This is a genomic window from uncultured Parabacteroides sp. (assembly GCF_905196875.1).
In the GTDB taxonomy this organism is placed as follows: domain Bacteria; phylum Bacteroidota; class Bacteroidia; order Bacteroidales; family Tannerellaceae; genus Parabacteroides.
The window spans coordinates 1-16,064 of sequence record NZ_CAJJWO010000097.1 but is presented as its reverse complement, the minus strand read 5'-3'; the positions used below and the strand labels follow the sequence as shown (position 1 = coordinate 16,064).

General features: G+C 43.5%; 10 protein-coding genes. 1 reads left to right on the top strand and 9 read right to left on the bottom strand.

Annotated features, from left to right (window positions below):
* The 6 genes from QZ076_RS20325 to QZ076_RS20300 all read right to left on the bottom strand — a co-directional run.
* The coding region (locus tag QZ076_RS20325; protein ID WP_293716816.1) for an Ig-like domain-containing protein at positions 1–2,514 on the bottom strand (2,514 nt) is incomplete at its 3' end.
* Between the two features lie 26 nt (positions 2,515–2,540).
* On the bottom strand, positions 2,541–3,440 hold the full coding sequence (locus tag QZ076_RS20320) for a FimB/Mfa2 family fimbrial subunit (RefSeq protein ID WP_293716814.1): 900 nt from the start codon (positions 3,438–3,440) through the stop codon (positions 2,541–2,543).
* A gap of 44 nt (positions 3,441–3,484) precedes the next feature.
* Entirely contained in the window at positions 3,485–5,050 is a 1,566-nt protein-coding gene (locus QZ076_RS20315) for a DUF3868 domain-containing protein (protein ID WP_293716812.1), read from the bottom strand.
* Positions 5,051–5,066: 16 nt separating this feature from the next.
* Complete coding sequence (locus tag QZ076_RS20310; RefSeq protein ID WP_293716810.1) at positions 5,067–5,627, bottom strand: DUF3575 domain-containing protein; 561 nt, start codon at positions 5,625–5,627, stop codon at positions 5,067–5,069.
* A 593-nt stretch (positions 5,628–6,220) separates the two neighbouring features.
* Positions 6,221–7,462 carry a site-specific integrase gene (locus tag QZ076_RS20305; RefSeq protein WP_293716808.1) on the bottom strand — a complete coding sequence of 414 codons (1,242 nt, stop codon included), beginning with the start codon at positions 7,460–7,462 and terminating at the stop codon, positions 6,221–6,223.
* Positions 7,463–7,522: 60 nt separating this feature from the next.
* On the bottom strand, positions 7,523–8,683 hold the full coding sequence (locus tag QZ076_RS20300; protein ID WP_293716806.1) for a hypothetical protein: 1,161 nt from the start codon (positions 8,681–8,683) through the stop codon (positions 7,523–7,525).
* Between the two features lie 226 nt (positions 8,684–8,909).
* Between QZ076_RS20300 and QZ076_RS20295 the strand changes: the two genes are divergently transcribed.
* Positions 8,910–10,199, top strand: a complete 1,290-nt coding sequence (locus QZ076_RS20295) for an L-serine ammonia-lyase, iron-sulfur-dependent, subunit alpha (protein WP_293716804.1) — start codon at positions 8,910–8,912, stop codon at positions 10,197–10,199.
* A 74-nt stretch (positions 10,200–10,273) separates the two neighbouring features.
* Here the strand turns inward: QZ076_RS20295 and QZ076_RS20290 are convergent, their stop codons facing one another.
* From QZ076_RS20290 to QZ076_RS20280, 3 genes are all read right to left on the bottom strand, one after another.
* Entirely contained in the window at positions 10,274–11,404 is a 1,131-nt protein-coding gene (locus QZ076_RS20290) for a sialidase family protein (RefSeq protein ID WP_293716802.1), read from the bottom strand.
* A gap of 141 nt (positions 11,405–11,545) precedes the next feature.
* Positions 11,546–13,000: a RagB/SusD family nutrient uptake outer membrane protein gene (locus QZ076_RS20285; RefSeq protein ID WP_293716800.1), complete on the bottom strand. Its 1,455-nt coding sequence runs from the start codon at positions 12,998–13,000 to the stop codon at positions 11,546–11,548.
* Positions 13,001–13,038: 38 nt separating this feature from the next.
* Entirely contained in the window at positions 13,039–15,987 is a 2,949-nt protein-coding gene (locus tag QZ076_RS20280; RefSeq protein ID WP_293716818.1) for a TonB-dependent receptor, read from the bottom strand.
* Positions 15,988–16,064: the final 77 nt, after the last annotated feature.

Sequence of the window (16,064 nt, the reverse complement as noted above, 5' to 3'; positions counted from 1 at the left end):
TGATCCAAGACCACTACAATAAGAAGTAGTCCATGCTACTCTTGGACCTGAAGTCTTAGCTATATATAATCCGTCGTATTTCCATACAGGCTCTCCGTTTAAGTCGATGCTTACTGCTATAGAGTAAGTTGAAGTCTTATTAGTATCTGATTTACTTTTGACAGTAATAGTTGTGCTTCCCGTTTTCTTTGCAGTAACTGTTATCGTATTACCCTCTTGTGAAAGAGTAGCAATGTTAGAATTAGCTATCGAATAAGTAAAATCTCCTGCACTTGTTACATTGAATGTGGTTGATGTTGAGTTTTCGTTTATAACATTTCCTAAAGTTTTACCAGTAGAAGACAGCGTTACTGCAAAATTTTCAGGCGTTACCTTAATCTCTTTATCTCCTCCACCGGTATGTTTGTTTGTCAGCTTAATAGTAGCTTCTTTCATTACCGTCGTTGTATTTGAACTTTTAAGGGTAATTGTAAGATTTTTGTTGCCTCCTTCTGTTGCGTTATTAGTCATGGTAAACCATTCTCCACCTCCAGGGCCCCAGTTTGTTACTTCGGCTTTGATTCCAAGAGGTGAAGTAATAGGAATAGTGTGAGAACCACTCGTAGCTGCTGTTACAGATAGATCTTCTGCTACAATTTTTGCACTGAGTAAAGTGATAGTAATTGTTGTGGTCTGATTATTATCCTTTGTGTTCAGAAAAGTCACAGTCCCTTCCTTATCACTTATATCTTCGGGCGTAGATGCATTGATTGTGAATTGATAAGTTGTTTTTGTCCCGACAGTTTCAATAGTTTCTATACTTAACCAACTAGGATGATTGCCCACCGTTACGCCATTGGGACAAGTTATGCTTGCTTTTATTTCGCTATTTGAAATTTTGTACATAGATGCCGTTTGTTGCTCTGCGTTGAATGTATTGAAGTTCCCAACTGTTTGTTGAGTTGCATCTACTTGTGGAGCCGAAACAGCTTCGACAAATAAGACTGTTTCTGAGCCATCCATTGCATTTGTAAAACGTACTACCGCACGAGGGAAGTTGGGTTTGTCATAACCGGCTTTCTTTGTGAATGTATAGGAGTACCCTGTCATAATTGCTTTTGTTACTTCTGTTATTGTGGGTTCTGATATTTCCAACCAGTCATATTGCTGGGCTTCTAATCCTCCGACGTACGTTTTTTGTATGGTAAGTGCTGAATTCGTCTGGATATCTACACTAAAGTTACTGTTCTCTTTGAGTGACATGCTAATAGTACGCGTATCCGGATCATATTGGGTATCTCCATCAAATGTAGGAGGTATAGTTATTTTAGTTTCTCCGCTTCCGTCTTCCGGTTTATATTCATCAATACTTCCATCATCCGCCCAGTCGGCAACGGTCAGTGTGAAATCCAAATGATAATCGTCCGCTTCGGTAATGCCGATCGTATAACGGTGATTGTTATTTATTTCTAGGAAGGTAGAGCCGCCGTCGGCTGTTTCTTGTATAAAAGGTATCTGGTAAGTAACCTCTTTAGTTTCCGTTTTATTTACCTGATAGGTTCCTTTCAGTATGATATAGCCGTTGTCTTTGCTAGGAGAGGGATAGGTATAAAAGGCTCCTGTTTGTGTTCCTTTGTTTGCCTTTTCGCCGTCGAAGGCACGGGCAGGATAGGTGATAAGTTCGTTGGCTGCGGCTTCCGGTGTCTGTCCGAAAACGCGGATAGGGAAGAAGGTAGCTCCCTTACGGCCTTTAGCCATTGAAATGCTTTCTATGGTGAAACGGGATGTTTCAGCATTGTTCACGATATCGAAACGGGCAGCCAGACGGGTCAGCTTAAAACCGATCTGCATACGGGCGGAGTTTTCGAAATCTGTCAGGTCGAGCGGAGTCGTATAAGCACCCGACATGGCAAGGGGAGTGCCAAGTATATCGCTTTCTGTTGCGGCATCCAACAGTGGAGTATGATAGGCAAGGAAAGTAGCTTCATCCGGTTGACCGATGGCAGCTATCGTTGTTCCCTGTTTGCCGGGCTCATTAAAAGTAATCGGAACAAACGTATCATCGGCTACCGTTTGGTCTTCGTGGGCAGGGTCTACCAATGTAGCTTGGTTGGCAATAGCGTATAGCTTGACGTACAATCCCTTTTTTAAGTTCAATAGCCCGGTTGTCTGGGTGTCGTCTTTGCCGGGTGTCAGCTCGAGTTCGGTTGCTCCCGACGGTAAATTGCTGCCATCGGCACGATAAGCGAAACGCTCCTGGTAGGTATATGTGCCATTCTCTTCGGCAGAAGCGAAAACATATACATCGAGCGTAGCGATTTTATTCTCTTCCGTGGTTGCAATCGGTGTTTCCGCTTTGGTGGAAGCATCTTTCAAGACTAGCTTGTTCTTTAGTGTGAGCAGGACTTCACGACGTCCGCCACTGTCGGTATCATCCGGTTTAGGCAGGTTGCCTTCGCCGTTCTGAACCTCTTCCGTACAGCCTGCCAGTAAGGCTGCCAGCATGAGTGCTGTGCATTTTAATACTAGTTTCATATTCGTTTGTTTTAAAGTATGTTCGTTTATCCGATTGTTCCTCCTTCATCCCAGTCGGCCGCTGTCGATTGGGTAACGATAATCTTGTCTTTGTAGACTGTGACCAGCAGATCGAATTCCTGCTCCATATTCGTATTCATATCCATCGGAATTTTCTGGAAGAAACTGTTGAGGTCGAGTTCTTTTACGATTTGTACTCCGTCCCGCCAAAGGCTCCACATCTGATGAGTTCCCGACATATAGCGGAAGGTGACGAATTCGCCGTTCACCTCCCCGTCGAAATTCATGGATGCCCTTGTTTCGTGGTAAGTGATAACGCCACCGATGCGGGGAATGGTATAAACGCCATCGCCGCCGGGAGTGGTATTTTCCCACTGTCCGGTAAAACCGTAAACTGCGGGGATACCTTTCAGCCGCATCCGGTAAGTACCGCCTTCGGGCGGTGCATCCGCCATCCAACGGACTGTCATTGTGAGTACGGCGTGTGCATGCGAGAGATAAACACGTTGCCGCAGGGTTACCCCCTTCTCCACTTCAAAGGTGGCCGTACCATAATATAACCGTCCGGTATTTCCCCGGAAACCGGGAGGCACGCCTTCCGTAACGGCACTGATCGACATTTCGTTGAGTGAAGCATTATTATCCGGGAGTATGTCTACCGGCATTTTGTTTTCGTCTCCGAGATTACCCCAAAGGACCATTGTATAATGTCCGTCGGGAAGCTCGCCGCTCCATCCGGTTATACTGTCGCCTTGCAGGATAGAGGTAGCCACCAGTTTCCCTTCTCCGTCGAAAAGGAATTGCCGGAGATTGTCTACATAGATCGGCAGCGTATTTTCCACGTTACTGCCGGCATACCAGTATTCCAACCTTATATTATAGGGGCATACGGAAGGTTCGTCGCCAAAAGCGCATCCTGTCAACATGCTTATCAGTATTATGTAAATTAGTTTATCCACTTTTCTCTTATTTAATAGCTTTCTGCTATTTCCAGATTTTGCCGGGCTTTCCGGGGTTCTACGCCTACTGCTTTACGAAACCATACGGCTGCGCCTTCCGGATCTCCTTCCATCAGGGTCAGTACGCCCATATTATTCCACGAACGCGGATCGGCTTCCGCTTTGCGCAAATAGTTCCAGGCCGACTCCCGGTCACCGGTCAGCATAACCGCCGAAGCAGCATTCACATTCGCTATTACATCATCAGGAAAATGGAAAGCGGCTATTTCGTATACTTCGCGATACTGGTCGGTTCCGGGACGGTAATACCGGGCAACGGCATAGATCTCTTCCAGACTCATCAGGTCGGGATGGGTGTAGATCATTTCCGCTATTTCGCTATCGTTGAGTTTCCGTATGCGATACTCCACCACGATTTCGATACGGCGCAGTTTTGGGAAGAAGCGGCGCAACATATCTTTATAAGGGGCACCTCCCTGCAAATCCATCAACTGTTTCTCGCGGCCGTTGAATATACCGTATCGATCGATAGTCTTCAATGCGGCCGGAGCATACGGAGGTGCAGCCTTACGGAGCAGCTCTTTCAGGCCGTTCCAGTCTTCTGCAACCGACGAGACATTGAACAGGCGCGAAGGGATATCGTAAGCTTCCTTCACATAGTCAGCGAATAGGCGGGAGCGGTTGGCCGAGAGTTTTTCGTTATCTCCGTAAGGACCGTCGGGGGAAGCATATCCTCTTATTTGTATACGTTCGAGTTCAGAGAAGCCATCAGACAGAAGCGGATACAGGATCGCGTCTATTTTGTTTATTTCTTCCCGGTTATTCTTGAAATCCGGATATACCTCGTCTTTTCCCAGCGGATAGTCGATATAGAGGGTCGCACTCTGCACTCTCTCTTTCTTTTCCTGCCCGTAGCCGGGTCGAAGGAACGATACCATGGATGAATAATCGGGTGTTTTTGCTTGAACGCTCACCTGTCCCCGCGCTTGACGCGGGGGCGCAGAGGCACTAGCAGTATAGTTATTTTCCTTAGGAGCAATTACCGCTCTGTGTTCTTGTGACCCCGTATCAAGCACGGGAATCAGGTTTTTAGTCAATGTATCTATTCCCAATACTTGCTGATCGCAACAGTCTTTTACTTCCTGACGGAGCAGGAGTGAGGCTTTTTGCATCCAGGAGGCGTAAGGTATGGCGATACGGTATTGTATATTTTTAGAACCTGTTTGCTGTTTGTCTAGCAGCACCCGGTAAGGTATTACCGGTATTTGTCCGACTGCTAATGCTCTTTCTCTCCGTTCGAAACGAAACCGTTTGCTGCCTGTTACAATAACCGGCGGAAGTTCTATTCTACCTACCTGTTCGTTTGCTGCCTGAAGAATAGGAATAAATGATACTGCCGTCAAAGAATTGACATGCACACTATTCAAATCCATATCAAGAAGCAGATGCAAACTATCGTTGCGTACGGCAAATGATCGGGGAATGATCCGGACTCCTTCGGCCACTATATTCGTGTTCCAAATGGCTATCGATATCACTAGCAGAGTTGTCCGTATTATATAATTTATACTATTCATATTCATCAGACCTTTATTAACGTAGAAAATAAATAACGGAAAAGCCCAGGCGGGTAGGTCCTATATAACTCCGTGTGTAGCTCCCGACCCGTTCGGCGCATTCGGCACACCGGTATTTGTCATATTTCATATAGGCATATCCGCCACCTATCATCGCTTCGATGCCCCATCGCTGGCCGAGGGCCCAATGATAACCGTATGTAACACCGCCACCGTAGAGGTCGCCACGTAAGACGTAGTTCTTTAATCCGGAAATAAAAGGGATTTGTCCGATATTGAAATGTCCGTAATGACCATGCAGGCCAAAAAAATGTCCTTCAAACTTGCGACAGAACCAATATCTGACTTCGGGTTGTATGAGGTAAAGGTTTAATTTCATTTCATTGTGGAATTTCCATGCATTATAGGCACCCCATACGTCGATTGTCACATTTCGTGTAATACCGAACTCAACACCTGCATTGGGAGTTGAGGTTGCCCAGAATAGCATGTTTGTTTTCAGCGCAGTCTGTTGTGAGTGAATACCGATCGGTAAACAGAAAATAACAAACAGTAATATGTGGAGTTCTCTTTGCATATACCCTATATTTTGTATGGTGAAATTTCGTTCCGTCTATTTGTAAGAGATGGACTCGTGCGAAGAGTGTTATTTCCATGTATGGATAATTAAAGCTTTTCGACTATTTAAGGAGTAGTCAAAAATGGATCGTGAAACATTTCGTGAAACAAAATGCCGGAAAGTCGAGGTAGAACAACACACTTTACTGGTATTTAATCTAAATAGGCTTGTTTCCCTTGTCGCTTTGTTTTAAAAGTTTGGAGAAATGAGCAAACGAGAGAATGAGACTTGATAGTAAGCATGATAATCATGTGTTCTCGTTTTCTGGTTTTGTGAAACAATCTGTAAACAATTGATTAGTAGTATGTAACGGAGCGTTTGAAGTTGAAATAAAGGCCAATAGATGGTCAGGGAGAGTACAGATAATAGTATTGTCTTTCCTTAAAAACTGTAATAATATTCACACTTAGATTGAATATTATGGACTGTTATGCGTAAAAAAACAGAAGAAACCTTGGCTATTCAAGAAAACCTTACTATTTTTGTCACGTTTTAACAGAACAAAGAAATATCCGTTCCATCTCTTACAAATAGACAGAATACCACACGGTCTATATCACCTTGTTTTTATAATGCGATTTAATATGTTCTTTTCTCGTTATTACTATCCTGTTTGCTCTGTCTAGTTTTGAATTATCCAGTGATGCGATATAGATGCGGGTTGTATCTATGGAAGTATGTCCCATACAATCGGAAATGATCTCCTCCGATATTCCTTTTTGTTTGGCAATGCTAGCCCAGCTATGGCGGGCTACATAGGTAGACAAATGAGTGCCTATTTGATCCCCTATGATTTTAAGCCGCTTATTCTGTAGCCGGAGTGCACTGTCGTATTCCTTCCAGGAGGCATCCTTGTTTTTAAGGATAGGGAAAAGGTAATATTGTCCGGGAACATGATATTTCCGTATGATCTTCAGCATAACAGGAAGTAGTTCCACTTTAAGAACCTGTCCGGTTTTTTTCCGTACGTAGATTAGTTGATTACCATGAATGTTGGCCGGCGTAAGGTAAGCCAGATCGACAAATGTCATCCCACGTACAAAAAAGCAGAAGAGGAAAAGGTCGCGTGCCAGTGAAAGCCCCGGTGAATTTTCTATATTCAGTTCTTTCAGTTTATGGATATATTTCTCTTTTATGGCCCTTTTCTCCGTTTTTTCTATCCTGGTGTTGATATTACGAAAAGGAGAGGGACGGTGCTCGACGATGTGTTCCCTGACTGCCGTATTCCATACGGCTTTGAGGTTGCGACAGTAGAAGGCAATGGTGTTTTTTGAGATCCCCTTCATCTGTAGATATTTCTCGAAATTCATAATGACGTCTTCGTCTATATCCCTGACGGGCATATCCTCTCCATTACAAAACTCATAAAAGGCTTTGTATGAACTCTGATAGTTGCGGATCGTCGTTTCGGCACGCATCTCTTTTTTCTTTTCAATAACGAGCTGGATATATTCGAGCCATAGCGTATACCGTTTCGACAACTGAAACCCTTTGATGATCCTTTCTGCCGTACAATCGTCTTTTTCGTTCAGGAAATCGATCACTCTGTCCATCTCTTTAAGATCCTGTTCGAGTGTTTCCCTGATGTCCAGCAGTTCTTCAACGCGTTTGTTTCCGGCATGAGAGGGAATAGCAACAGTACCGATGTCCTGTTGCCATTCATCTTCAGTCACTTTCAGTGCTAATACAATCCTTTTTACCTTGCGGTTGCATATGACCTGCAGGAAAAGGGGCATTTTTTTACCTGCTGTGACGGAGGTTTTTCGCTTTACTTTTACTGATACATTTACCATACTATTTTATATTAGTGAAATAATAGAACAAATGTATATAGAGGCATGGTTCATTTCATGTTACCATGCCGGTAAGGAAGATATCTTCTTTCGTAATTTCGTGTTCGAGTTATAATGATAATATGTAGGTGCAGAAGATGGAAAATAGTAAAGGTCTTGTGCCTTGTTATCTATTTCCACTTTATATGCAGGTAACGGCAAACTTTTGAGTGTAGGGTCAGGTCGGTAATATTCGTCATATTCCTCTAATAATGATATTTTTAATAGAGGGATAGATGTGCCATAGAGTTTCTCCAATGAATGGAGGATATCGGGACGGCTAATGACAAAGCGTTGCGGAGTATTATTTGCTGCATAAATGTACTCCGATTGTATTGTACTGTTATCTTTCTGCCGGATAATTTCCACCAGTGGTTTATCCAGGTACGAACTTAGTTTTAGCATGCAGACTTTCTCGCCACCTGTAGCCGATATACCATAAGCATTCGGTTGAAGCAGTTTGCCGGGGTCCATATTAAAACTTTCCAGCCGGAGAGGGGGATGTAGCTTACTTTCTTCTGTTTCCCTGTGACTGTTACCCAGCCATTTTGGAATTGGTGACATGGAAAGTAATCCAGTCATGATAAATGCACTGATACATATATAAATCCCTGTTTCTGTGATTTGTATCCATTGCCCTTTTCCCCAACGACAGGGAAGGGATTGTGGCACATTGCTGTCAATCTGTACCCATTTCCGGCGGACTTTTCCTGCTATAAGGCAAATTCCTCGTATTGTTAGTAGAAAAAGGAAGAATACTACATAAATGACTGCCGGTATCCATAATTCCGGATATTCTATATTAAAAAAGCTTTCTTCGCCTTCCGGTATGGTTGCAAGGAATGTCTGATAATGAAACTCCGGATGATGAGCTTGGGTAGAGGGTGCAAAAATCGGGGAGATAAGTCTGGTGACAAGTGTATCGGGATAACAGTAATCCAGTTTTAATGAGTCGTTGTGAGAATAAACAGATACGGAATGTAAAAAAGGAATATCTTCCGGTTGGTGAGTCCGGATATATTCGAGTGAGGGAAGTGCACGTCCCAGAAGGTCGTCGTTTTCAAGCAACAGGCTTTCCGGTGGTGAAGAAGTCGGAGGCGATGCCGGTACCAGTATTTTAGCCACTAGTAATAACGCTACGAGCATGGCTAACCCGTAGAAAATAAACTTTTTCCTTTCCATAAACAATCTTTTATTTTTAATTCATTTAGTCTCTTCCCGCTCTCAAGTCGGGCGCTGCGAATTTATTATATTCATTCCGGATTTGGCGAAACGTATAACATTAATTACAAATCATTTTGTATCTGACGTTTCAATCGAAAATAAGTGATAATTTTAATCATATAAAGTCCGGGAATTAATTAAATCATTACCTTTGCCACAATCTAACGCATAAAACATCGTTTTCATGGATAACACGACAAAATCACAAATTATATCCCTCATACATCAGGAGGTAATTCCCGCTATCGGTTGTACTGAACCGGTGGCCGTAGCTCTGGCCGCAGCGAAAGCGGCAGAAGTGTTGGGATGCCGTCCGGAGAAGATAGAGGTATTACTTAGTGCCAATATTCTGAAGAACGCAATGGGAGTAGGGATACCCGGTACAGGAATGGTAGGACTGCCTATCGCAATCGCCCTCGGAACCCTGATCGGAAAGTCTGCTTACGGACTGGAAGTACTTCGCGACATAACTCCCGAAGCGTTGCAAGCCGGTAAAACTATGATTGAAGATAAGCTTATCCATATCGCTTTAAAGGAGAATGTAGACAAACTATATATCGAAATAATCTGTACAGCCGGTGAGGAAACTTCGAGGGTAATCATCTGTCATGAGCATACACATATAATATATGTAGAGAAAAATGGCGTAGTTTTGACCGACGAACGAAAGGAGTTGCATTGCGATGCCGTCTGTCCGGAGGATGAATTGAAACTGTCTTTCTCGACGGTCTACGAGTTTGCGATGGAAATGCCGGTAGACGAAATCCGCTTTATCCTCGAAACAGCCGATCTGAACAAGAAAGCAGCACAGGCTTCCATGCTGGGACATTACGGACATACCGTAAGTAAGACGGTATCGGGCGAGTTCGGTAAAAAATACATGGGTGACTCTGCCTATACGCACATGCTGGTGATGACTGCCGCTGCCTGCGATGCCCGTATGGATGGTGCAATGATCCCGGTAATGAGTAATTCCGGCAGTGGAAACCAGGGGATTGCCGCTACGCTTCCGGTTCTATCGTTTGCCGAGGATATTGAGTGTACGGAAGAGCAACTGATCCGTGCCCTGATGCTTAGCCATCTGATGGTCATTTATATCAAACAGAGCCTGGGACGTCTTTCAGCTTTGTGCGGATGCGTTGTTGCTGCCACAGGTTCGAGTTGCGGTATCACTTATCTGATGGGAGGGGATAAGACACAGATTTCTTATGCTATTAAGAATATGATCGGAAATATCACGGGCATGATCTGTGACGGTGCGAAACCTAGTTGTGCCCTGAAAGTGTCGAGCGGTGTCTCTACGGCAATGATCTCGGCATTGATGGCAATGGAAAATAAGGTGGTGACCCCGGTCGAAGGTATTATTGACGAAGATGTGGACAAATCGATCACCAACCTAACGGCTATCGGTTCCGTAGGTATGGAGGCAACGGACAAATTGGTATTAGATATTATGACAGGCAAATCCTGTTAAGAAGATTGTTTTGTTTGATTATAAAAGGCAGAGGTAATTAATCTCTGCCTTTTTATTGTATTTATGGTACTGGATCAGTGTTTCTTCAGAGTCTCGAAAGAGATACTGGTGAAGCCTATTTTCTCGTATGCATTGTCGGTACCATATTCGTATAGCAGCCCGATGTTTCCATTTGGCAGATTCACTAAATCGGAATAGGCTGAGGGGCCGGGATAGATCAGGAAAGCATATGGCCATGTTTTACCATTATTCAGACTCAACTTGATTGTCATTTTCTCCCTTTTATCCGTTGATGCAGGATTCGAGAATAGGATATTATTGCTTACTTTGCCGTTCTTCATGTAGTTTAACGTGCTTCCTTGGCAAATGGGTTCTATCAACTCCGGCAGATATTGCATTTCAGAAACGGTTTCTCCACCATCTTTACTGATAACGTAGCTGCGCGATTTACTTTCTTCTCGGTTGTAGTTCCGCATATTCAACATAAGGTCTCCGTTTTTAAGTTCAGTCACACTACTCTCATTGCCTCCGTGTTTGCTGACTATCCCGCCCAGTTTCCAAGTTTCACCTTTGTCGTCGGAATAGATAATCTGGGAATGATATGTTTTAGTACCGGCTACCATATGATTGGCTGATACGACTAACCGTCCTTTATGCTTTTTGCTTTGCAGTTGAATGCCATGACAGGGGCCGGTTGCATACCATGTCCAGTCCGGATGTTTTACGGAAGAACTGATTTCTTTGGGAGCAGACCAGCTTATTCCGTCGTTATCCGAAGAGAGGACATATATGCGACGGCTGTCTTTGCTTTTCCCGTCTATGATCTCTTTTTCGTGATCTTCTCCCAGATTCCAACAGGTTACCAGAATAATGCGTCCGGTTTCCTGATCAACAATAGGAGCGGGGTTTCCGCATACATTATCTCCGTCGTCCCAAACAGTAATTGCTTTGCTCCAGGTTTTGCCACCATCTTCCGAACGTTTAACTACCAGGTCGATATTACCGGTATCCGAGCAACTGTTTTTCCGGGCTTCGGCAAAGGCCAGCAAGGTGCCTGCTTTGGACTGGACAATAGCCGGGATACGGAAACAGGCATAGCCGTCTTGTCCTTTTTGAAACACATCGGTTGTTGGGGTTTCCTGGGCTTGTACTGAAATACAGAGTTGCATCAGCAGGATAAAGCAAGTTGCTATTATTTTCTTCATAACTTAAATTGATTTGAGATTGTTTATTAAAAAATTCGGTAATGATATGACGGCCTGTAACTGGTTCAAAGAGATTTGCGGGCTCATAACTCTGGCAGAGAAATGTTTCTCTGCCAGTATGTATAACGTGCATATAAATATTTATTTGTCGTAGCCCGGTGTCTGTGTGATATTCGGATTCTTGTTGATAGAAGTCTGAGATACTGGCCATAATAATACGTTCAGTTCATTGTCGCGGCCTACCAGATAAGGAGCTTTCTTAAATACGACACCCAGACGGATAAAGTCCCACCAGAGTTTGCCTTCGGCTGCAAATTCTTTCATACGTTCTGTGACGATCGCTTCGTTCAGATCGGACGTAGAGATGGTAGCAGGATAGAAGTTTTCTTTGCCATAAGCCCGCTCGGCAATCCTGTTCAGGGAAGCCACAGCTCCGGATAGATCGTTTTTTGCCATTTTGATCTCCGCATCAAACAGGATTGCATCGGCATAGCGGTATACGATGATGTCGGAATCGAAGATGCGTGTCCCGTTTGTCCATGTTCCGGAAAATTTGTTGATCCACTGGAATGTGGCATTCTTCGGCTCGTCAAAATAAGTTTCAAAACTTAGGATCGTTCTTTGATCATCTTTATTTTCTGAAAGTAATGCCTTATAGTCTTCCGTGTAGAAACACCATTGTTGATGGCTTCCTACTTTTACCGGGTTCTCTATAGCTTCGGCCGACACATATTGAGAGGGAACCAGATAGTCACCTGGGTAACCGCCTGTATATTCATCCTGAATATAACTCCATGCAAATATAATCTCATTACCAAGTTCGTTATAGAAGATATTTCCGTAATCTTCTTCCAAGGAATAATCAGAATTACCCAACACGGCCTGAACAGCTGTATTTGCGTTATTCAAAGCTGATTCACCAGCATTTCTAACTTTATACATCCACAAATAGTAATCGGCTTTCAACATATTGATCGATCCTGGTGATGCCAGATTCCGGTCTTTAACGGATGTAGGTATAAGAGCCAGTGCATTGTCGATATCTTCGCCTACTTGTCTGAATACATCGTCCGCCGGTTGACGTGTCGGGAATAAACCTTCTTGCTGGTCTGATTCGAAACCATCCAGTAAAACCGGAGCATCGCCCCATATACGTCCGATCCAGTAATAACAGAATGCTCTTACATAATAGGCGTTTGCGAGGGTCTTATTTTTTGTCTCTTCGCTGTTGAAGGCAATATCGGGAGTGTATTTCAGAATCAGGTTCGCATTATTGATCGTAGTATACAAATCTTTCCAGTTTGCATATCCGTGGCTGGTAGGAATTTGGTTTTGGTAGACCTGATCGCGATCTGTCTGACCGGTTAAACCGTCTCCCCAAAGTCCTGTTCTATATTCGCCCCAGTAAATGTAGCCGGAACTAAAAGCAGCCCTGAATTTATTGAACATACCGTACATCGCAGAAGTAGCATCACCTTCGTCTTGCCACATGGAGTTGGCAGATACTTCGCTTTTCTGAACGATGTCCAGGTCACCGTGGCATGAAGCGAATAGAGTTCCTGCCAGTAATATTGATATTATTATCTTAATTTTCATAATACTATTGTTTTATAGCTTAAAAGATTCTTTTGTTTTTAGAATGTCACTTTAACTCCGATCGAGTATTTGCGAATAGGAGGATAGTTGTAGTAATCTTTATTATAAGTAGTAGAAGCTCCTACTTCCGGAGAAACTCCCTTTACTGCTGTAAAATAATACAGATTATTACCGGCCAGTGTGAAAGCAAGATTCTGAATACCCAGTTTGACCAACTTATTGGTCGGTACATTATATTGCAGGCTAATCTCGCGGATACACAAATAATCACCTTTATAATTGAATATATTGGAAGTACGACTGAAGTTTGCGTTACCGTCATCCGGGTCATTGGCTGTGAAACGTGCATATTTAGTGTTATCACCCGGTTGTGTCCAACATTGTTTCACTTCATCTATCAAGGTATAGTTATTGGCAAATGTATTCATGAAATAACGCATTTCAGAGTTGTTGTTGATGGAATGTCCCAAAGCCCAATCCAGGAAGATATTCAATGTGAAATTCTTATATGTGAAATTGTTGTTCAATCCACCTGTAGAATGAGGCACAGTGTAACCCAATAAGAATTGGTCCTGGCTGTCGATATAATCTTTTCCGTCGCGTGTCTGGCTACCTTCGCGGTTCTTCCATTCGTAATCGCCGACTTCTTTGCGTCCTGCTATATTCTTACCATCCGAATGACGGTAACCTTTGGCTGAGCTGTCGTACATGGCATTATCCGCCTGTTGCTGGGTTTCAAGGATATGATCGACAACGTAACCATAATAGCTATACAGGGATTCTCCTTCAGCGGTTCCTCCAAAGGCAGTTCCGTCAGCTAAGGTAATACCGCCGATACGGTTTTTATCGCGGCCGTTATCCGGCAATTTCAATACTTTGTTCTTTACAAAACTCCAGGTAAACTTGGAAGTCCATGTGAAATCTTTTGTTTCGATGTTGGTAGAACCTATTTCGATATCGAAGCCATAGAATTTGACTTTACCGATATTTGTTTGTACGTTTTCAAAACCGGATGTGTTAGGTAGTTCTTTGCTGAATAGCAGATTGTCGGTTCTCTTGTCGAAATAATCGGCATTGATGTTTAAACGGTTGTTAAACATCGATAAATCGAAACCGGCATCCAGTTGTGTCGAAACTTCCCAGGTTAACCCCAAATTAGGCATGGTAGAAGGAACAATGCCGGCTACACCATCGTATTTGGCATCCGTAGAGTATTTGCCGTAAGCATCATACAAGCCGATCGTATTGTTTCCTGTCTGACCGTAGCTGATACGCCATTTCAGGTTATCGATAACTTTCGCATTTTGCATAAAACTTTCGTCCGACATCACCCAACCGACAGATGCACCGGGAAAGAAGCCCCATTGGTTGCCACTGGCAAAACGTGAGGAAGCATCTTCCCTGAATGTAGCCGAGAATAAGTACTTTTTCTGGAAATCATAAGATAAACGTCCGAAGTAACCGATTGTAACGTCGTCTGTAAAGTCGCTTTTGGCATCTTTCTTATTAGGACCGGCTGTTAATGTCGGTACTTTGTCGGAACTTGCACCTGTGACGGTTGCTTCCATTGTCTGGTTTTTATCTTTTTGATAAGAATAACCGGCCATGATGGAGAAAGAATGGTCTTTGATCGTCTTATTATATGTACCGTATGCTTCCAGTTTGTTTCTGTCCAGTTCGCCAAATGTTGCTGTGGTTGTGCGTAAGCCACTGAATTCGTTCGCTTTCTCAAAACTGTCGCTTCTCCAATGATGGTTGTAGGTTGATAATTGCACATCGGCTCTTAATCCGTCAATAATACGATAAGTCAATTTACCGAAGGCAGACAAACGTTTTTCCTCTTTGCTCTGGTCGTTGTAGTATTGATACCATAGCGGGTTAGGAGAGGTTGCGTTGTAACCTTTGGTCGGCGTACCGTCTTCATTATATTTTTTTTGTGTGGGTGGCGTAGCCAGACCTCTGGATATCACATTCATTTGGTTCGGATATTCAGATGAATTTGTCTTGGAGTAGTCGAAACCGGCAGCAAGAGATAATTTACTGTTGATTTTTACATCCAGATTATTGCGCATACTCAGGCGGGAATAATCGGTAGCCAAAGCCACACCGCCATCATCCGTATAGCCGACACTTGCGTTGTATCTGACTGCATCGCTTCCTCCGTCGATACCTACATAATAGTTCTGCCACAAGGCATTTTTATAGATTTCATCCTGAAAGTTGTTATCCTGAAAGATCAGAGTCTTGCTTGGGTCAAGCGGATCAGGCATCGATTTATATCCGGTCGGAATGCTTTCTTCATCTCTCAGGTAGCGTGTGGAATAGATGGAAGATGCTGTATTACCGGAACTGGCGGAATAACCATCCATCGAATTGTATCTTGAATTCGGACCGACAGCAACAGCAGGACGGACAATACTCAGATAATCTTCGGCACTCATGAAATCATATAATGTTTCCGCCTGTTGTAAAGCCACATTCGCTTCGAACGTGATCCGGGGAGCCTGGTTCGCAGATCCTTTTTTCGTCGTGATCAGGATAACACCATTTGAAGCTCTTGATCCGTAAATGGCAGTGGATGCTGCATCTTTCAGTACTTCGATAGACTCGATATCATTGGGGTTGATACCTGAAAAAGCACGTTCGACACCATCGACAAGGATTAACGGATCGTTGCTTTTATTGATTGAGGAACCACCTCGGATGCGGATGGTTGCATCTGCACCCGGAGTATTGTTGTTGGAATACAATCTGGCTCCGGCGATTTTGCCTTTCAAACCTTCTCCGATCGTATTTACCGGCACATTTTTCAATGCATCTCCGCTAACTTTAGTAATGGCAGATGTGATGGTTCTTCTTGATTGTGTTCCGTAGCCGACAACAACAACTTCATCCAGACCAACCGTAGAAGCATTTAAAGTGATATTTAAAATAGATTCGTTTCCTATTTTCACTTCCTTTGTAGTATATCCTATAAAAGAGAAAATAAGTGTAGTCCATTTAGGTCAAATGATATTGAATTTACCATCCAGATCAGTGATCGTACCGGATGTCGCACCCTTAA